Here is a 19140-nt window from a genome sequence, read left to right as displayed (position 1 = left end):
GTCCCCAAGAAGGGGGACATATGCGCCCGGACCTGCTTGAATGCAGGAGAGGAACGGGCGCAACGGCCGAAAGATGCCTCGCTAGCCTGAGGACGTTCGAGTGACGCAGCAGCCGGAGTGGCCAGTGCCTGGGGTCGTGGAATCGCGGCAGCGTGAGGTCATCGTCCTGCACGTACCGTTCCTGGCCGCCGTCCTGGTGCTGCTCGGCTTCGTTCTGGCCGGAGCCCCCGCCACGTTCTTCGAGGTGGGGTTCCAGGTGGGCCTTGGCCTCACCGTGCTGGCCACCCTGATGGGCCTGTTTGTGCCCTGGGAGCGCCACGGCTACGCCTGGCTGGTCATTGTGCCGCTCATCGACGTTATCGTGGTCGCCTTCTTCCGTGACGGCGTGCGCGACGTCTTCCCCGCCGTCAGCCTGCTCCTGGTGCTGCCGGTGTTGTGGCTGGCCTACGGGTTCGCCTGGTGGGCACTCGGCCTGGCCATGGTCGGGGCCATCTTCGTGGGCGCCTTCCCGTTGATCCAGACCGGCACCTGGCCCACGGATGCCGTGGGCTGGGGAAGCGCGCTGCTCACCCCCATCATCATCACGGTCATCGCCATCACCACCCGCATCGCGGCCAACAGCCTGCGCGCCCAACAACGCCGGTTGGTGGTGGTCTCCGCCGAACTGCGGGCCGCACTGCTCGAGACGACCGACCGGCAGGCCCTCTTCGAAGCCGTGATGGAGACCGTCGACGCCGGCATCGAGTTGTACAGCCCGCAGGGCGAAGTGGTGCTGAGCAACGCCGCCGCCCGCGCCCTGGCCCTGCGCACCGACTCGGCCACTGGCGCATACGGCCGGGACGCCTCCCTGGTCTTCGACGTGGACCGCACCACCCTCGTGGCCCTCGACGACCAGATCGCGGCCCGCGCGCTACGCGGCGACCTCGTGGCCAGCCGGATCTACTGGGTCGGCGGCGACGACGACCAGAGCGCCATCATGGCCTCGGCCGGCGTGGTGGAACGGGAATCCGGATACCCGCTGGGCACCGTGGTGGTGGCCACCGACGTCACCCCCCTGGTGGAGGCCATCGCCGTGCGCGACGACTTCCTCGCCACGGTGTCGCACGAATTGCGTACCCCGCTGACCTCCATCATCGGCTACCTCGGCCTCATCGACGCCGAGGCGCTGGGCATCACCATGGAGGTCGCCGTGATCGAACGGAACGCTGAACGCCTGTTGTCGGTGATCGCGCACCTGCTCAGCGCCACCGACGGACAGCCGCCGATCCACCGGGTCGATGCCGACCTCGGCCAGATCCTGCGCTCCTGCCTGGACACCGCGATGCCGCGCGCACAGACCGCCGGTGTCACCATCAGCGCCAGGGACGACGCGCTGGTGCGTGCCGAGGTCGACCCGGTGGCGATCGAGCAGGTCATCGACAACCTGCTCACCAATGCGATCAAGTTCGCCCGGGAGCACGGCACCGTCACCCTGAGCGTCGACCAGGAGGGCGAGGACGCCGTGCTGCGGGTGACCGACGACGGCATCGGGCTCAGCCTGGAAGACCAGCGCCAGGTGTTCGACAGGTTCTTCAGGGCCCGGAACTCCACCGAGCTCGCGATCCCCGGCATGGGCCTGGGACTGGCCATCGTGCGGGCGTTCGTGAAGGCGCACCAGGGCACGGTGGAGGTGAACAGCGTGCTCGGCGAAGGCACCACGTTCACCGTGCGGCTGCCGCTGCGCGCGGCGGGGGCTGTGCCTGCCGCCGAGCCGCCGGTGTCCGAGCTCGTCGCGGCACCGTAGACGGTTCGGGCGAGGACCGGGGTGAGCGGTCAGTAGTCGACGCGGCGACCGAAGCTGCGCTTGGTGCGCGGGCGCGATGAGCAGAAGGCCTCGCTGCCCAGACGCACCATTTCGTGCGGCTGGAGTCCCGCCGTGGCGGCGAAGTCATCGAGGGAGGCGAAGCCGCCCCGTTTCGTGCGCTCGGTGACCGCAGCCTTGGCCAGCGCACGGTCCATGCCGGTGAGCTTGGCGAGGGTGCGCTGATTCGCGGTATTCACGTCGACGAGTGCGGCCGGGGCTGCGGGGGCGCGTGTCGCCCGCCGGCGAGGAGCAGGAGCGGCGGCGGCCGAGTCGTCGAGGTAGTCGGAGCGCGAGGTGCCGCCGGCGCCGAGGAGCTGCTCCGCTTCCTTCGGGATCGCCGCCGCCTGAACTCGTGCTTGGGAGCGCGGGCGAGAGCGTGCGGCGGCACGCGGCCGCCCACCGGCTGGGTTTCCGAAAACCGTGAGGCCACTCTCGCGTCTGCCCCAGAGCAGCAGAAGCCAGGCCTGGTTGAGGATCAGGCCGTGCAACACCACCACGAGGAAGAGCGTGCCCTGCAGGATGTGGCCCACGGGGTCTGCGGGCAGTTGCACGACGATCGCGGCCACTCCGTATACCGCGGCGACGATACCCCAGGCGCGGCGCCTCGCCACCAGGGCGAGCACCCCGAACGCGAGCCAGGCCAAACCGCCGGCCGGTACGAGCAGGAGCAGCAGCCACGAGCTCGCCACGAGGCGCCAGAAGATCGACGGTCCTGTCGTGCGAGCGGATGAGGCGGTTGTCATCGGTTCACTACGCCTGGGCGCGCACGTTGAGCACCATGGTTACGGTGTCATCCGCCTCACGGGTCTCCGAGACGAGGTCGAAGCCCGAGCTCCCGGCGCGCTGCCGGATCTTCTCGGCGACCGCCTGCTGCACCATCACGGCATACTCGCCGTCGAGGCGCTGCAGCAGCTCCGTCGCACTCACGACGGTGACATCGCGGCCGTCCAGGCTCTCCACGTGGGCCTCCCAGACCGCATTCTCGGTGAGCGTCATCGTCAGCAGGGCACCGTCGACCTCGGCGGTGACGCGCGTGCGCGACACATCGATGGCCGTGGCCCCGAGGTTCGTCAGAGCGGCGGTGAGCAGCGTGCTGTCCTTCATGCGGGTTCGCACCCGAACCTGGGGGGCCTGGCCGGATCCCGTGGCTCCGTCATGGCCGTGCGCGGTCAGGGCCGCACCGAGCGCGCCGACGCCGCCCGCCGCTGCCGCCGCGGCCAGGGCGATAGGAAGGAGGATTAGGGTGACGCTCATGCGAGTTTCGCTTTCGTGCGCGGTCGTTCAGGGAGGGGCCGGTCGTGCCGGCGGCCGAGGTCGTGCAGGAGGTCTTCGAGGGCGGCGGAATCCGCCCAGCCGTTCACGTCGATCTGACCGTCGGGGTGGATGCGGATCTCCAGCCGGTCGAGCCCGCCGCCCCGTTCGATGCGGGCGACCTCGTCGGCATAGGCCGGCGTGAGCGCGCGAATGCCCTGGTTGGTCGACCCGAGCCACGGGCGCACGGCGTCGGGCTGGTCGCGCAGGTACGGCCCGTCGATGAGAAGATCGGTGGCGGCGAGCAGCCTGGCGATGTCAGGGCGGGTCGCCGACCAGGCGGTGAGCAGGTCGAGGGGGTACCCGGAGAAGGTCATCACGGTCAGTCCGGCTGCGCTGAAGGCCTCAGCGACCGACGCGAGCGCCGCGGCCTGGTCGAAGGGTTCGCCGCCGAGCAGCGTGACGCCCTCGACACCGGCGGCCTGCGCATCCGCCACAAAACTGTCGGCGAGAGCGGCCGTGTCCTCCAGCCTGCCGCCGATCTCCGCCCAGAGCTGCGGATTGAAGCAGCCGGGGCAGTGCACGCTGCAGCCCTGCACCCACAGTGCCGAGCGCAGGCCAGGGCCCTCAGCGGCCGTCGCGGGCAGGAACCGCGACCAGCGGAGGGAATCGCCCGGCTTCGCGGCGGGCTCGACGGTTCCGAGGTTCACTGGGTGCTATCCCAGTTCTGCGCCGTGGTCTCCTGCTCGGCGGCGACCTGGGCGTACGCGTCGGTGAAGGACGACTCGGTCGTCTCCGCGTCGAGCATGTTCTCCAGCACAGCAATGTAGTCGAGGCATTCCTTGCCGTGCATGCCGAGAGTTTCGGCGTGCACGGTGCCGTCGGGGCGCACCTGCACGATGAGCTGCTTGTCTGTCATGGTTCTCCCTAGGAATCGACGTGTTTAGAAGTCGACCGTGCGACCGCCGCGGCGGTTGGACAGCGCCGCGCTGTCGCCGGCGACGGCGCCGACCAGAGCGTCTTCGTCCGGATCGATGTCTTCGCTGCCCGTCGCGCGCACGGCGCGCACCTCGGCCCAGGCGCGGATGGCCTGCACCTCTTCGGACTGGGTCACGGCCAGCGGGATCATGTTGGTGATCGCCTGGGTGAGGTCGCCGATGGTGACCTTCCGGCGCTCGGCGAAGGCCTCGTAGAGCGCCACGATCACGGCTTGCTCGATCTCCGCGCCCGAGTAGTTCTCGCTCACGGTGACGAGCTCGTCGACGACGGATGGCCCGGCGTTGGCGAGCCCGTTGCCGGCGGTGGCGTTGGAGGCCAGCTGGATGGTCCAGATGGCGCGGCGCTCCACCGCGGTGGGCAGGTCGACGAAGAAGATCTCGTCGAACCGGCCCTTGCGCATGAACTCCGGCGGCAGCGACTGGATGTTGTTGGCGGTGGCGACGACGAAGACCGGGTGCTTCTTCTCCTGCATCCAGGTGAGGAAGTAGCCGAAGACCCTGGCCGTCGTGCCGGAGTCGCCGCTGCCGGTGGTGTTGGAGAAGCCCTTTTCGATCTCGTCCACCCAGAGGATGCACGGGGCAACGGCCTCGGCGGTGGCGAGGGCGGTGCGGAGGTTCTGCTCTGACGAGCCGACGAGCCCGGAGAAGATCCGGCCGATGTCGAGGCGCAGCAGCGGAAGCCCCCAGGACGCCGCCATCGCCTTCGCGGTGAGCGACTTTCCACAGCCGGGAACGCCCGTGATGAGCACGCCCTTCGGGGCCGGCAGGCCGAACTCCTCGGCTTCGGCCAGCCAGGAGCCGTCGCGCCGGGACAACCAGCGCTTGAGATTGTTCAGGCCGCCCACGGAGTCCAGGTCGAGGGTCTTGGTGACGAAGTCGAGCAGGCCGGACTTGCTGACGATCTGGCGTTTCTCGTCGAGCACCACGTGGATGTCGTTCGAGGTGAGCTCTCCGTCGTCGACCATGGCGCGAGCGAAGGCGTTCTCGGCCTCCGACATGGTGAGCCCACGGGCGGCCTGCACGAGGGCCTCGAGGCTCAGCTCGTTGGCCTTCACCTCGATCCGGCCGCTGCCTGAGGAGTTGTTCTCGATCATCGTGGTGAGCATCGCGCGCAGTTCGGTCGTGTCCGGCAGCGGGAACTCGAGCAGGTGCGCGAGCTTGTCGAGCTCGGGCGGAATGTTGCGAACCGGCGCCGTCACGATGAGCGCTCTGGCGGCATCCGCGTGGCGCAGTTCGAGCACGGTCTCGCGCACCTTGCGGATGATGACCGGGTCGCCCGGCCGCTGTTCGGTGCCGAAGTAGGCGTGCAGGTCGCAGAAGACGAAGATCGCGTTCTCGGGGATGCCGACGATGTGGTCGAGCGCTCTGGCGGGTGTGGTCGTGTTGGTGATGCCCTTGCCGTCGGGGCCGATGAGTCCGGTGGCGCTGGTCCACGTCCACACCTCGCGGGGGCGGCGGAGCGCCTGGGCGGCGCGGGTGATCTCTTCGAGGGCGCGTTCTTCCTCGCTCGTTTCGATGTACAGCAGCGGCAGTCTGGCCTTGAAGGCCTGGTCGAGCGTCTGGGCGAAACTCATCGAAGTGTGTTTCCTCTCGTGGTGAGTGCTGCAGGTTCGGGGGAGGCGGTGTCCGGGTCCGGTTCGGCCGGGGCCTCTGTGGCCAGTTCGTCGATGTCGATCGACCAGGCGCCGCGCCCGTCGTCGGCCTCGATCGTGAAGTAGACGGCGTCGGTGGGGTCCCAGGACTGGCGTTGGTCGACGTCGCCGGATTCGATGATGGGCTGGTCGGAGTCGCCGCCGGTGGTTTGGATGGTCACGAAGAAGACCCCGTCGCCCTTGTGCACGAAGCGGGCGCTGACCGCGTCGCCGCGGTAGACAAGGATGTTGTTGTCGGTGCCGCTGGCGAATCCATCGGTGATTTCGGCGACGTCGGCCTTCTGCAGGGTGAACTCCCAGGGGTCGTCGCTGCGCACCCACAGTTCGAGGTCGGCCTCGGCCGGGAGCACGAGGGCCTCGTCGCCCGGACTGTAGAGGTACGCGACGCTGTCCGGGTAGCCGCGGTCGTCGGCGGGCCGGCCCAGATCCTCGGCCCTGGTGACGAAGATGTCGACGTAGCCGTCGGAGACGAAGTGCACCAGGTACGGCTCCTGGCTGTGTTCCTCGAGCGGGATGCGGATCAGTCCGCTGCCTTCGCCGGAGTACGTGCTGCCCACCGCCTCGAAGACGGGCGGCTCGTCGATGTCCCACGGGTTGGCGCCGGCGTCGAGGAGCGCGAATCCGCCGTCGCCGACCCCGACATCCGCGTAGGTGTTCAGTGCGCCGACGCCGAGGACCAGGCCGCCGAGCACCCAGACCCACACCGAGAACGCGCGGATGCGTCGTCGAGCGGTGCTCGACACGGTCACATTCATGCTCATGCGTTCCCTCCCCCCGGGTGTGCGCGGCGCACTGCTCAGACTACTGGGGCAGACTCGTCAGCCCACCGGTGTCCAGCCGAGGGCGGGCGCGATGTGCTCCGCCACGGCATCCAGCGTGCGCAGGTGCGCGTCGATCCCGCCCGGCGCCGGCAGGGTGAGGGTGAGCTCGGTCACCTCGGCCAGGGCCTCGTCGGCGAGCAAGCCGTCGATGATGCGGGCCGGTTCGCCGCTGTGCACCCTATCGAAGCGGATGTTGACCGACGGGTCGTGCGGACGGCCGTCGGCGTGCATCCGCGAGGCGTACCCGGTGGTGAACCCGGCATAGTCGTCGGCGTCGCGGGGATCGATGAACGGCAGGATGATGCGCCCGGCCGCCAGCCGCGGCGCCCGGCCGGTGCCGGCGGTGGCGCGGGCGAAGGCCTCCTTATAGGCGCGCAACTGGGCGGCCTGGCCGGCCGCGAAGCTGGCCCCGGTCTCCTCGGCGTTGAGGGTGGATACGTGGATGTCCAGGCCCTGCTCGCCGGTGCGGATGGCGCTCGCCAGGGTGCCGGGGCCGTACCAGAGCCGGTCTCCCAGACCAGCCGACGCCGGCGTCACCGTGAGGTCGGCATCCGCGGGGATGCTCATGAAACCCGCGCCACTGTGGGCGACCGGGGTGCCGGCCAAAGCCTGGCGCAACCGGCCCAACCGGTGCTGCGACTCGGCGGAGAAGCCGCGGTCGGATTCGCCGAAGACGGAGTCGAGGATCGGCGCGAACTGCGGGATGCCGCTGCTCACACCGAGCTCCAGGCGCCCGCCGCTGAGCAGGTCCACGGTGGCCGCGTCCTCGGCCAGGCGGATCGGGTCTTCGTAGCGCATCGGGATGACGCCGGTGCCCAGGCGGATTCGCTTGGTGCGCTGGCTCGCGGCCGACAGGAAGGTGAGCGGGCTGGACGGGAACTCCTCGAAATGCCGCACCCGGATCCAGCCGATGTCGAAGCCGAGCTGCTCGGCGTGCTCGAACAATCGCAGCCCGTCCTCGAGGGCCCGCGCGGCCTGGTCCGGGCCATACGGATTGGGAACAAATGACAGGAAACCGAGCTCGAGGCGGTGCGATGACATGCATTCACGCTAGTGCCCTGCCGACGTCTCAGGCGGCCGGGGTCCAGCCCAGAGCCGGTGCGATGTGCGCGGCCACGGCGTCGAGGGTGCGCAGGTGCGCGTCCAGGCCGCCGGGCGACGGCAGGGTGACTGTGATCTCGGTGACCTCGTTCAGTGCCTCATCGGCCAGCAGGCCGTCGACGATCCGGGCAGGCTCCCCGCTGTGCACCCGATCGAAGCGCATCGGAACCGAGGAGGTGTACGGCCGTCCGTCCGCCTGCATCCTGGCGTTGTAGCCGTGGATGAATTCAGCGTAGGCGTCGGCGTCCCGTGGATCACAGAACGGCAGGATGATCCGGCCGGCGGCCAGCCGCGGAGTGCGCCCCGAGCCCGCCGTCGCGCGAGCGAACGACCGTTTGTACGCCCGCAGCTGGGCGGCCTGGCCGCCCGCGAACGACGCCCCGGTCTCCTCGGAGTTGAGGGTGGAGACCTGGATGTTCAGGCCCTGTTCGCCCGTGCGGGTCGCGCCGGCGAGGGTGCCGGGGCCGTACCAGACTCGATTGGCCAGGCCGGCCGCGCGCGGGGTCACGGCGAGGTCGGTGTCGGACGGGATGCTCATGAAGCCGTTCCCGCTGCGGGCAACGGCGGTGCCGGCCAGCGCGGTGCGCAGGCGGCCCAGGCGGTGCTGGGCCTCGTTCGCGAATCCTCGGCCGGACACCCCGAAGACCGGGTCGAGGATGGGCGCGAACTGGGGGATCCCGCTGCTCACGCCCAGCTCCAGGCGGCCGCCGCTGAGCAGGTCGACTGTCGCCGCATCCTCGGCCAGCCGGATCGGGTCTTCGTAGCGCATCGGGATGACCCCGGTGCCCAAGCGGATGCGGCGCGTGCGTTGGCTGGCGGCGGCCAGGAACGTGAGCGGACTGGACGGGTACTCCTCGAAGTGCCGCGACCGGATCCAGCCGATATCGAAGCCGAGCTGCTCAGCGTGCTCGAACAATCGCAGACCGTCGTCGAGGGCACGAGCGGCGTGGTCCGGGCCGTACGGGTTCGGCACGAACGACAGAAAACCGAGTTCACGTCGGCGTGATGTCATTTCTTTACGCTAGCGGTTCGCTCCTCGCGCAGCCATAGGCAGAATAGGTGCTCCGACCGCGATGAAAGCGTGTATCAATGAGCTCCCCGAAGCGGCTGATCCTCAACCTGTTCGAGATGAACTGCGTGAGCCACATCACGCACGGCCTCTGGCGCCTGCCCGACAACAATCGGCACCGCTTCAACGACATCGAGTACTGGACCGAGCTTGCGAAGCTTCTCGAGGCCGGCGGGTTCGACGCCGTGTTCCTCGCCGATGTGGTCGGCGCCTACGACGTCTTCCGCAACGGGCCGGAGACCGCCCTGCGAGAAGGACTCCAGATTCCGAGCAATGACCCGCTGCTGGTCATTCCCGCCATGGCCGCCGTCACGAAGCACCTCGGTTTCGGGGTGACCTTCTCCACCAGTTACGAACCGCCGTTCGCCTTCGCGCGGCGGATGAGCACCCTCGACCACCTCACCAAGGGCCGGGTCGGCTGGAACATCGTCACGTCGTACCTGCCCAATGCGGCCCGTAACTTCGGGCTCGACGGTGAGATCCCGCATGACCTGCGCTACGAGATCGCCGACGAGTACCTCGATGTGCTCTACAAGCTGTGGGAGGGCTCCTGGGACGACGATGCGGTGATCCGCGACACCGAGAACAACGTCTACTCCGACCCGGGCAAGGTGCGTTACATCAATCACGTCGGGGAGCATTTCAGCGTGGCAGGGCCGCACCTGTCCGAACCGTCCCGCCAGCGCACCCCGGTGCTCTTCCAGGCGACAGCCTCCAAGGCCGGCATCGACTTCGCCGGCCGGCACTCCGAGGTCGTCTTCACCGGCGGGCCGACGGCGGCGAAGGTGCTCGGGGGCATCCAGGCGATGCGGGAGGCCGCGGTGCGGAACGGACGCGGCGCAGAGGACATCAAGTTCATCGTGCAGGCCGGCATCGTGGTGGGCCGCACCGAGGAGGAGGCCGAGGAAAAACTGCGCGCCTACCGGGAACTCGCCAGCGTGGAGGGGCGCCTCGCCCACGCCAGCCTGCCGTTCGACCCCACGGCGCACGAGCCCGGCACCACCGTGCGCGAGGCGCTGGCCGCCGAGGGCAAGCAGGATGTGCCCGGCGCTGCCTACCTGCCCCTCGACCAGACCGTCGGCGAGTTCCTGGCCAACATCGAGGAGTCTTGGGATGAGCTGTTCTTCGTCTGCGGCACCCCGACCACGGTGGCCGACGCCATCGAGTCCTGGCTCGACGACGTCGGCATCGACGGTATCAACCTGCGCCAGTACCACTCCTTCGGCACGGCCCAGGATTTCATCGAACTGGTCGTGCCCGAGCTGCGCGCCCGCGGCCGGCTGCGCGACGCGTACGTGGACGGGGAGACTCTGCGCGAGCGGATCTTCGGCGGGTCGCCACGCCTACAGGAACCGCACCTGGCCACCCGCTACCGCGGTGGCGCGAACCTCGCCCGAACCCCCTCGCGCGAACCGTGAGTTAAGCCCCGAAACCCGGGCGTTTTTGGGGCCTAACTCACGGCTCGCGGAACCGCGAGGGCGGCTCACCCAGGGGGCGGCCAGCGAGGCGGGGTTAGGCTTCTGGGATGCGTGCAACAGTTATTTATGGCGAGCGGGATGTCCGACTCGATGAAGTTCCCAACCCTGTCCTCTCCACCGGCGGCGACGCCATTGTGCGGGTCGTGGCGGCCTGCGTGTGCGGGTCGGACCTCTGGCCGTACCGCGGCGTGACGCCCACGAACGAACCGCACCGGATCGGCCACGAATTCGTCGGCATCGTCGACGAGATCGGTCCGGACGTCTCCACCGTCAAGGTCGGCGACTTCGTCATCGCGCCGTTCTACGACTGCGACAACACCTGCGTCAACTGTCAGAACGGCGTCAGCACCTCCTGCCTGAACGGCGGCTGGTGGGGCTCGAACGACCAGCTCGGCGGCTTCGCCGACGGCGCCCAGGGTGAGCGGGTGCGGGTTCCGCACGCCGACGGTTCGCTCGTGGCCACCCCCGTGCAGCCCACGGATGCCCAGGTCCCCGGCCTCCTCACCCTGGCCGATGTGATGGGCACCGGACACCACGCCGCCGTCTCGGCCGGCGTCACCACCGGCAGCACCGTTGTGGTGGTCGGCGACGGGGCCGTCGGCCTCTGCGCGATCATCGCCGCCAAGCGCCTCGGCGCCTCCCGCATCGTGGCCATGTCCCGGCACGCCGACCGTCAGGCCGTCGCTCGGGAGTTCGGCGCCACCGACATCGTAGAGGAGCGCGGCGATGCGGGCGTCGAGCGAATCCACGAGATGTTCGACGGCGTCGGCGCGGATTGCGTGCTCGAGTGCGTCGGCACGCAGGAGTCGATGGACCAGGCGATCCGCTCTGCCCGTCCCGGCGGCATGGTCGGCTACGTCGGCGTGCCGAACGGCGGCGCCGAGCTGCCGATCAAGGCCCTGTTCGGCCGCAACGTGGGCGTGAACGGCGGTGTCGCATCCGTGCGCGCGTACGTGGAAGAACTTCTGCCCGAGGTGCTCTCGGGAGCGATCAACCCCGGCCGGGTGTTCGACCTGCAGCTGCCCCTCACCGAGGTGGCCGAGGCCTACGCCGCCATGGACGAGCGCCGCGCCATCAAGGTGCTGCTGCGCCCGTAGCCGGTAGCCGTCACACAAGAACGCCCCCTCGCTCGATGCGAGGGGGCGTTCTCTGTCTGCTGCGTTCAGGCGGCGAGGGGTGCTTAGTCGTTGACGAGCAGGATCTCGGTGAGCGGCTTGCGGGTGCGCGGGGCGATCTCGCGCTCGAGCAGCTCGGGGGTGAGGTCGCCTGCGTCGCCGAGCACACCGAGCACGGTCACGGTGACGGCGTCCTGGCCGGGCTTGAGGTGGAACGCGTCGGCCAGGCCCTTGCGGTCGATGCCGCCGAGCTGGTGGCTGAACAGGCCCTCGTGCTGGGCCTGGATGGTGAGGTGCGCGACGGCCTGGCCGAGGTCGTACTGGGCCCAGGGGTTGTCACCCTCGGCGATGTTGAGGATCAGCACCGAGGCCTTGTCGGCCCAGGCCTGGTTGAAGCCCATCAGGTGCTGGTGGATCTTGGTGAAGCTCGCGGAGCCGCGGCGGGCGACGATGAAGCGGGCCGGCTGGTTGTTGTTGCCGGACGGCGCCCAACGGGCGGCCTCGAGAACCGTGGTGAGGGTGTCCTCGTCGATGACGGCGGTGGGGTCGAAGCCGCGCGGGCTCCAACGCTCGGCCATCGCGGGGAGGATCGGCGCTGTCGTGTCGGCGGCGCGGCTGTGGGTGTCGGTGATGAGGGTCATGATGCCCGGCTTTCTGTAGAACCATCAAGGTGAATCGGATGCGGGGCATCATCGTCCCAGTCATGTCAACGCCGGACGCACGCAGGTATTCCATGCATCCGCATCTTTTTGCGGTAGGACGTTAGGAGGCGGAGGCGGAACCTGAGGCGGCGGCATCCGCGGCGACGAGGTTGTCACGCACCTGGCGGCGCATGACCTTGCCGATCAGCGAGCGGGGCAGGTCGTCGACCTCGATGATGCGGCGAGGCACCTTGTAGGCGGAGATGCGGGTGCGGCAGTACTCCCGCAGCCCGGCCACGTCGAGGGTGGCGCCGGCGATGAGCACGACCACGGCAACGACGTCTTCGCCCCCGGTGGAGGCCTTGAGTCCCACCACGGCGGCATCGGCGATGTCGGGGTGCGACAGCAGCGCCGCCTCCACCTCCGACGGCGACACGTTGAACCCACCCGTGATGATCAGTTCCTTGATGCGGTCGACGATGGTGACGAAGCCGTCCGGCGACACCGTGACGATGTCGCCCGTGCGCAGCCAGCCGTCCGGCAGCAGTGTCTGGGCGGTCTCGGTGGGGCGGTCCCAGTAGCCGGAGAAGACCTGGGGGCCGCGCACGAGCAGTTCGCCCTCCTCGTCGAAGCCGCGGTCCACCGTGGGGTCCTTGGGGTCGACCACGCGGATCTCGGTGCTGGGGAACGGCACACCGACGGTACCCGGACGCCGGCTCGGGCCGATCGGGTTGCCCACGGCGATGGGGGAGCACTCGGTCATGCCGTAACCCTCGACGAGGAGCCCGCCGGTGGCGGATTCCCACAGTTCGACGGTGGCCAGGGGCAGGCTCATCGCCCCTGAGATGGCGTACTTGGTGCCGCGCAGGCTGATGTTCGCCGCGGCGGCGGCCTTCACGAGCTTGTCGTAGATGGGCGGCACCGCGGGCAGGAAGGTGGGCGGGGTGCGCTTGACGGCGTTGAGCACCAGGCCGACGTCGAACTTGGGGAACAGCACCAGGCGGGCGCCGATCGACATCGCGACGGTGAGGCAGAGGGTGAGGCCGTAGGCGTGGAACATCGGCAGGACACCGTAGAAGACCTCGTTGCCGCGCTCGAGCCCCGGCACCCAGGCCTCGCTCTGCTTGGCGTTGGCCTGCAGGTTGAAGTGCGAGAGCACGGCGCCCTTGGGCGATCCGGTGGTGCCGCTGGTGTACTGCAACACCGCGGTGTCGCCGAGCAGCGGGCGCGGATGCGCGGTGCGCAGGCGGCGCGACCCGACCAGGGCGCTCCACTCGATGGCGTCCTTGAGCGGCTGGGCCACGGTGAGGGCGGCGCGGGCGGTGCGGGACTTGGGGATCGGCAGGCGCAGCGCCAGCCGGGTGGCCAGGGGCATCGACCGGGTGATGTCCACGGCCACGACGGTGTGCAGGCCCATGTCGCGCGGGAATCCGCGGACCCTGGAGTAGACCTTGTCCCAGACGATGGCGACGCTCGCGCCGTGGTCTTCGAACTGATGGCGGAGCTCGCGCTCGGTGTAGAGCGGGTTGTGCTCCACGACGATGGCGCCGAGGCGCAGCACCGCGTAGAACGCCACGATGTGCTGCGGGCAGTTCGGCAGCACGAGGGCCACCCGGTCGCCCGGCTTCACACCGAGGCGGCGCAGGCCGTTGGCGACCCGGGAGATCTCGTCGCCCAGTTGTGCGTAGGTCATGGTGCCGCCGAAGAAGTCCAGCGCCACTTTGTCGGCAAACCGGCGGGCCGAGCCCTCGATCATGTCGACCAGGGTCTCGGTCGGGTCCTCGATGGCGTTCGGCACGCCCGCGGCGTACGAGCTCAGCCAGGGCTTGTTCGAGAAGACGTTCATGCGCTGACCAGTTCCTTCTTCAGGGCGGCGACAAAATCGTCGACGTCGTCGGGGGTGGTGTCGAAACCGCACATCCAGCGCACTTCGCCAGTAGCCGGGTTCCAGTCGTAGAACCTGTAGAACTCGCGCACCTTGTCGGCCACGCCGGCGGGCAGCACGGCGAAGATCGCGTTGGCCTGGGTGGGCTGGCTGAACGAGAGCCCGGCGACCGAGCCATCCGCCAGTGCCTCCTCGAGGGCGCCGCGCAGTCGCGCGGCCATGGCGTTGGCGTGGTCGGCGTTGCGCAACCACAGGTCGCCGTCGAGCAGCGCGATCAGCTGGGCCGAGATGAACCGCATCTTCGACGAGAGCTGCATGTTGAGCTTGCGCAAGTACTTCAGACCGGCGGATGCGTCGGGGTTGAGCACCACGATGCACTCGCCCAGCATCATGCCGTTCTTGGTGCCACCGAAGCTGAGCACGTCCACGCCGGCGTCGGTGGTGAACTCCCGGAACGGTACGCCCAGGGCGGCGGCGGCATTGGAGATGCGGGCGCCGTCCATGTGCAGCAGCATGCCCTTGGCGTGTGCGTGCTCGGCGATGGCGCGCACCTCGGCCGGCGTGTAGAGGGTGCCGAGTTCGGTGGTCTGGGTGATCGACACCACGAGCGGCTGCGCGCGGTGCTCGTCGCCCCAGCCCCAGGCCTCCTGGTCGATCAGTTCGGGGGTGAGCTTGCCGTCTGGCGTCTCGATCGGCAGCAGCTTGAGCCCGCCGACGCGTTCGGGGGCGCCGCCCTCGTCGGTGTTGATGTGCGCGGTGCTCGCGCAGATCACCGCACCCCACCTGGGCAGCATCGACTGCAGCCCGGTGACGTTCGCGCCGGTGCCGTTGAACACCGGGAACGCCTCGACGCCCTCGCCGAAGTGGCGGGCGAAAACACGCTGCAACTCTGCGGTGTAGACGTCGTCGCCGTAGGCGATCTGATGGGCGCCGTTTGCTCGCGCTATCGCGTCGAGAATCTCCGGGTGGATGCCCGAATAGTTGTCGGACGCGAAGCCGCGGGAGAGTAGGTCATGGAGGGAGGTCACCCCTCCATCTTGGCGCAAACACTCGCAGCGAATCTGTGCGTCTGCCCCGGGGTGCCGCACGGATCGTGTGTCGGCAGCCCGGGGCAGACCCGGTTCCAGTCGCGCGCGCCGGTCAGCCGCGCAGGGCCTGCTTGTAGCTGACCCGGCCGCCCATCCGCAGCAGGGAGTTGCGGTAGATGCGGGAGCCCAGGATTATCACCCCGGCCGTGGTGAGCGCGAGGACCGCCAGCGACAGCACCGGCTCCCACCACTCGGCCGTGCCCAGGAAGACGCGCACGGGCATCCCGACCGGAGCGGAGAACGGCACATACGACATGATCGTCATCACCAGCGGGTTGTCGTTGAAGAAGATCACCAGGAAGTAGGGGATCATCACCAGGTACGTGACGGGTGCGGTGGTAGCCCCCACGTCTTCCTGCCTCGACACCATCGATGCCGTCGCGGCGAAGAGCGCAGCGATCATCACGAAGCCGAAGGCGAAGAACACCGCGAACCAGCCGATGGCCGGCCCCAGGTCGGCCAGCAGCACCCGTTGGCCCGTGAGTGTCATACCGATGCCCACGAGCAGGGTTATCGCCACGATCTGGCCCAACGCCATGATGGAGTTGCCCACGACCTTGCCCGCCAGGAGCGCCCGCACCGGGATCGTGGACATCAGGATCTCCACCACCCGGGTCTGCTTCTCTTCGACGACGCTCTGCGCGATGGTGGAGCCGAAGGTGAGCGCCGACATGAAGAACACCAGGCCGAAGCCGAGAGCCACGATGTAGACGAGGAAGCCGCCCTGTTCGGCCGGGTCGAGCAGCTCGACCGCGGGGGAGACGCTGAGCGCGCTCATGACATCGCTGGGCGGGGAGTCCAGCGCGATCACGCCGACGCCGAGCAGGGAGTCATCCGGCACCACGGCTGCCGCGACAGTGCCGTCGCGGACCAGGGCCTCTGCGGCGGCGACATCGTCGGCGGGCACCGCGGTGAGCCCGGGGGATTCGCCGACCACGGCGGCGGCCGTGCCGACCACGGCCACCTGGGTGGTGGACGGGTTCGCGCTCAGCAGTCCGCCGGCCACGACGGAGCCGACCGCGATCAGCAGCAGGATGCCGGTGGAGATGAGGAAGGCCTTGCTGCGCAGGCGGGCCACGATCTCCCGGGTGGAGACCAGCCAGACGCTGGCCCAGAAGCTGGGTGCTGTGTGCGGAGTGCTCGGTGCGTGCTGCGTGCTCATTGCACGACCTCCTTGAAGATGGCGGACAGGGATGGCCGGAGATGACCGAAGGAGTGCACCGCGCCGCGGCTGAGGGCCTCCCGGAGGACCTGCTGGCTGGCGGCGTCGGAGTCGGCTTCGAAGACGGCCTCACCGCCGTCGAAGTCGATCACGGTGATGCCGGCGACGCCGCGGATCCAGCCGGCATCGGCATCCGTGTGGATCTCGTACCGGGGCGAGCTGAACTGGTCGCGCAGGCGTTCGCGGGAGCCGTTGGCGCGGATCTGGCCGCCGGCGATGATGACCAGGTCGTCGCAGAGCCGTTCGACGAGGTCCAGCTGGTGCGAGGAGAACAGCACAGGCGCGCCCAGCGCGGCACGCTCCTTGAGCACTGTGAGCACCACCTCGACGGCGATCGGGTCGAGACCGGAGAACGGTTCGTCGAGCACCAGGAACTCGGGATCGTGCACGAGGGCCGCCGCGATCTGGGCGCGCTGCTGGTTGCCCAGCGACAGCGCCTCCACCAGGTCGTTGGCGCGCTCGCCGAGGCCCAGCCGCTCAAGTAGCTGGCTCGTGTTGCGCTTGGCCTCGGTGGTGCCGAGCCCGTGCAGCCTGGCCAGATAGACCAGCTGTTCGGCCACCTTCATCTTCGGGTACAGGCCGCGTTCCTCCGGCATATAGCCGAACCGGCGCCGGTCCCCGTCGGTGAGCGGCACGCCGTCGAGCAGCACGGTGCCGGAGTCCGCCGAGAGCACACCGAGGATGATGCGCATCGACGTGGTCTTGCCGGCGCCGTTGGCGCCGACGAAGCCGGTCATGCGGCCGGCACCCACCGTGAAGCTCACATCGGTGAGCACCTGATGGGTTCCGTAGTGCTTGTTGATGTCCCTGATCTCGAGCATGTCTGCCCTTTCGTCGCGTGATTCCAACGCTAGGGATGCCCGCCCGTGGCCGCATCCGCCTGCGGGGTGAGTGTAAACCTCAGCCGAGAGGGTGAGGCGGACGTGGCTCGACCGGCGACCGTCAGCCCTCGTCCCAGGGCAACTCTTCGCCGAACGGCACCGGGTTGAGCGGGATGATGACCACCGGGCGGTGCTGCCCGTGTGCGAGACGCACCGCGATCGATCCCGTGAAGAACGAGCGGAAGCCGTGCCGGATGGTGGGTTCGCGGGAGCCGACGATGATCATCACGGCCCGCACTGTGCCGGCGAGGCGGCCGAGTGCTCTGGCCGGGTCGCCGGCCAGAGCCCTGGTGGACCAGGTCACCGGTCGGCCGTGCAGCACTCGCTCGATCTGGTCGCGCAGGCCGGGGTCGAATTCGGCGGCGGCCTGTTCGAGCGAGTCCGGGTCGAACGACGCGCTCGTCATGCTGCCGTCGGGCCGTTCCTCCAGCACGTAGCGGCTCGGGTCCACCGCGGCGCAGATCAGCTCAGCGCCGAATCTGGTGGCGAACTCCGCCGCGGCCAGCACCACGGCATCCGGTTGGCCCGACGTGACGCCGACGACGACGGGCGGGGGTGTGCGCACCATGGTTGCTCCTTCGCGACGGAGGCCTCCGGCGCCGGTCCCCCGGTGCCGGGCTCTTCACTGCGACCCTAGCGGGCAAACCCTGTCGCCGTCTCGGTCGGGAGACGATCGGCTAGAACGGCGGGGGCTCGCCGTGCGCCGGGCTCGCGTAGCTGGTGGAGTCGGTTTTCGCGGGTGCCGAGGTGTATTTCTTGCCGCCGGGGGTGGTCCAGGTGAGGGCGCCGCCGGGGCCCTGGCTGGTGCTGAAGCTGGACTGGTGTTTCAACCGGTGGCAGGGCTTGCAGAGGTGCACGAGGTTGTCCACGCTGGTCGCGCCGCCCGTGTTCCACGGCTGGGTATGGTCGATCTCGCTGAGCGTGGCCCGTCGGCTGCAGCCGATTCCTTGGCAGGTTTGGTCGCGGATCTGAAGGTAGCGGCGCATGTCCGCCGGCGGTGCGTACTGCTCGCGGCCCACGCTGAGGCGGCAGCCGGTCTCGGGGTGGGTGAGGACCCTCGTCCAGCTGGTCGCGGTGCCCGCGATCTGCCGCGCGGTCTCGGGGTCGATGGGTCCGTAGCCCTCGAGAATCGCCGGTTCGTCGCTCCGGTCCAGCAGCGTCAGCGCCGGCACCGTGAGGCGCACGGTTCCGCGGATGCCGTGGCCGAGCCCGGTGGGGCCGACGCCGTCCAGGAGCAGGTCGCGGTAGGCGTCCGCGCGGCGCTGGTCCTTCGTGCGACCAGGAGCGTTCGCGTCGGTGCCCGTCGCCGGGTCGGTATCGGCGTCGTCTGTGACCTCTGTGGCGATGAGGGTCAGCCGGTCGTAGATCGCCTGAGCGTCGTCGGCCTTGAGGTACGCGTTCAGCCAGGCCATGCCGTCGACGTCGGGCTTCATCACCACGCGACGCTTCACGAAGCCGGCGTTCGCGCGTTCCTGCAGGGGCGCCGGGTGCATGCGGTCGAGGATGCGGCCGGCGACCCGCACGAACTGGGTGGAGGTGAGCGTCTCCGCTGCGGGCAGCACCGTCGCTTCGAAGACGGGCAGGATCTCCTCGGGCAGACCCTCGGTGAGGTCGAGCATCTTCATCGCGTGGCCCCAGGTGATGCTGCCCCGGCTGAGCGCGGAGTGGAATCGGGGGAGGTCGTCGGTGAGGCGGGCGGCGTTGAAGACCATGCTGCCCGCCGTGGTGCTGGTGACGCGCAGCACCCCGGCGGCTTCGGCGGCCATGCAGCGGTGGGCGAGTTCCTCGTCGTTCCAGGACGGCCCGTGCGCTTGCGTGTCGGGGTCGTCCCGGCCGGACTCGACCGGGTCACCGCAGAGTCCGCGGATGATGCGGGGCTGGTGGCCGAGTCGGTCCAGTTCGGCGAGGAGCCGGGCACGCTCGGCGTACCCGGCGGCGATCACCTTCTCGTTCTCGATCAGCGGGTCGATGACAGCTCTGATCGCTTCTGCGGGTGTGGCATCTGAGGTGGCCATACGGACAGTGAACCACCCACCACCCACACTCACAGGCCCGAAAACCCAGGAGGGGAAAGGTTGTAAAACAGCGCCCTGTG

18 protein-coding genes are annotated in these 19140 nt (G+C 69.3%); 3 read left to right on the top strand and 15 right to left on the bottom strand.

The window, feature by feature from the left end; genetic code table 11:
• The first annotated feature begins 100 nt into the window (after positions 1 to 100).
• The gene (locus BJQ94_RS17875) at positions 101 to 1783 is read left to right on the top strand and encodes a HAMP domain-containing sensor histidine kinase (RefSeq protein ID WP_265397773.1); all 1683 of its coding nucleotides are present in this window, start codon (positions 101 to 103) and stop codon (positions 1781 to 1783) included.
• Between the two features lie 29 nt (positions 1784 to 1812).
• Here the strand turns inward: BJQ94_RS17875 and BJQ94_RS17870 are convergent, their stop codons facing one another.
• Genes BJQ94_RS17870 through BJQ94_RS17835 form a run of 8 tightly spaced genes read right to left on the bottom strand, consistent with a single transcriptional unit; the run spans position 1813 to position 8678 of the window.
• Entirely contained in the window at positions 1813 to 2586 is a 774-nt protein-coding gene (locus BJQ94_RS17870) for a helix-hairpin-helix domain-containing protein (protein ID WP_265397772.1), read from the bottom strand.
• A gap of 7 nt (positions 2587 to 2593) precedes the next feature.
• On the bottom strand, positions 2594 to 3097 hold the full coding sequence (locus BJQ94_RS17865; protein WP_265397771.1) for a hypothetical protein: 504 nt from the start codon (positions 3095 to 3097) through the stop codon (positions 2594 to 2596).
• Positions 3094 to 3804, bottom strand: a complete 711-nt coding sequence (locus tag BJQ94_RS17860) for a 4Fe-4S single cluster domain-containing protein (protein WP_265397770.1) — start codon at positions 3802 to 3804, stop codon at positions 3094 to 3096. The genes BJQ94_RS17865 and BJQ94_RS17860 overlap by 4 nt, the downstream gene beginning before the upstream one ends.
• Complete coding sequence (locus BJQ94_RS17855; protein WP_265397769.1) at positions 3801 to 4013, bottom strand: DUF2997 domain-containing protein; 213 nt, start codon at positions 4011 to 4013, stop codon at positions 3801 to 3803. The genes BJQ94_RS17860 and BJQ94_RS17855 overlap by 4 nt, the downstream gene beginning before the upstream one ends.
• A 24-nt stretch (positions 4014 to 4037) precedes the next feature.
• Entirely contained in the window at positions 4038 to 5666 is a 1629-nt protein-coding gene (locus BJQ94_RS17850) for an AAA family ATPase (protein WP_265397768.1), read from the bottom strand.
• Positions 5663 to 6505 carry a hypothetical protein gene (locus BJQ94_RS17845; RefSeq protein ID WP_265397767.1) on the bottom strand — a complete coding sequence of 281 codons (843 nt, stop codon included), beginning with the start codon at positions 6503 to 6505 and terminating at the stop codon, positions 5663 to 5665. The genes BJQ94_RS17850 and BJQ94_RS17845 overlap by 4 nt, the downstream gene beginning before the upstream one ends.
• Before the next feature lie 57 nt (positions 6506 to 6562).
• Positions 6563 to 7606 carry an LLM class flavin-dependent oxidoreductase gene (locus BJQ94_RS17840; RefSeq protein ID WP_265397766.1) on the bottom strand — a complete coding sequence of 348 codons (1044 nt, stop codon included), beginning with the start codon at positions 7604 to 7606 and terminating at the stop codon, positions 6563 to 6565.
• 28 nt (positions 7607 to 7634) lie between these two features.
• A complete protein-coding gene (locus tag BJQ94_RS17835) occupies positions 7635 to 8678 on the bottom strand; it encodes an LLM class flavin-dependent oxidoreductase (protein ID WP_265397765.1) in 1044 nt (347 codons plus the stop codon).
• A gap of 77 nt (positions 8679 to 8755) precedes the next feature.
• Here BJQ94_RS17835 and BJQ94_RS17830 point away from each other — a divergent pair, with 77 nt between their 5' ends.
• Entirely contained in the window at positions 8756 to 10153 is a 1398-nt protein-coding gene (locus BJQ94_RS17830) for an LLM class flavin-dependent oxidoreductase (RefSeq protein ID WP_265397764.1), read from the top strand.
• A gap of 107 nt (positions 10154 to 10260) precedes the next feature.
• Positions 10261 to 11310 carry a zinc-dependent alcohol dehydrogenase family protein gene (locus tag BJQ94_RS17825; RefSeq protein ID WP_265397763.1) on the top strand — a complete coding sequence of 350 codons (1050 nt, stop codon included), beginning with the start codon at positions 10261 to 10263 and terminating at the stop codon, positions 11308 to 11310.
• 83 nt (positions 11311 to 11393) lie between these two features.
• Here BJQ94_RS17825 and BJQ94_RS17820 read toward each other — a convergent pair whose 3' ends face one another.
• The 7 genes from BJQ94_RS17820 to BJQ94_RS17790 form a co-directional block, all read right to left on the bottom strand.
• On the bottom strand, positions 11394 to 11969 hold the full coding sequence (locus BJQ94_RS17820; protein ID WP_265397762.1) for a nitroreductase family protein: 576 nt from the start codon (positions 11967 to 11969) through the stop codon (positions 11394 to 11396).
• A gap of 121 nt (positions 11970 to 12090) precedes the next feature.
• A complete protein-coding gene (locus BJQ94_RS17815; RefSeq protein WP_265397761.1) occupies positions 12091 to 13815 on the bottom strand; it encodes a long-chain-fatty-acid--CoA ligase in 1725 nt (574 codons plus the stop codon).
• Positions 13812 to 14882, bottom strand: a complete 1071-nt coding sequence (locus BJQ94_RS17810) for a low specificity L-threonine aldolase (protein ID WP_265397760.1) — start codon at positions 14880 to 14882, stop codon at positions 13812 to 13814. Before BJQ94_RS17810 ends, BJQ94_RS17815 begins: the two co-directional genes overlap by 4 nt.
• A gap of 112 nt (positions 14883 to 14994) precedes the next feature.
• Entirely contained in the window at positions 14995 to 16104 is a 1110-nt protein-coding gene (locus BJQ94_RS17805) for an ABC transporter permease (protein WP_265397759.1), read from the bottom strand.
• The gene (locus BJQ94_RS17800; RefSeq protein WP_265397758.1) at positions 16101 to 16985 is read right to left on the bottom strand and encodes an ATP-binding cassette domain-containing protein; all 885 of its coding nucleotides are present in this window, start codon (positions 16983 to 16985) and stop codon (positions 16101 to 16103) included. Before BJQ94_RS17800 ends, BJQ94_RS17805 begins: the two co-directional genes overlap by 4 nt.
• Positions 16986 to 17106: 121 nt before the next feature.
• Complete coding sequence (locus BJQ94_RS17795; protein WP_265397757.1) at positions 17107 to 17613, bottom strand: universal stress protein; 507 nt, start codon at positions 17611 to 17613, stop codon at positions 17107 to 17109.
• Between the two features lie 109 nt (positions 17614 to 17722).
• Positions 17723 to 19060: an HNH endonuclease signature motif containing protein gene (locus BJQ94_RS17790; RefSeq protein WP_275875522.1), complete on the bottom strand. Its 1338-nt coding sequence runs from the start codon at positions 19058 to 19060 to the stop codon at positions 17723 to 17725.
• Positions 19061 to 19140 lie beyond the last annotated feature (80 nt).

Source organism: Cryobacterium sp. SO2 (assembly GCF_026151165.2).
Classification (GTDB): Bacteria; Actinomycetota; Actinomycetes; order Actinomycetales; family Microbacteriaceae; genus Cryobacterium.
The sequence above is the reverse complement of the archived record's forward strand: the minus strand, read 5'-3'. Positions and strand labels throughout refer to the sequence as shown.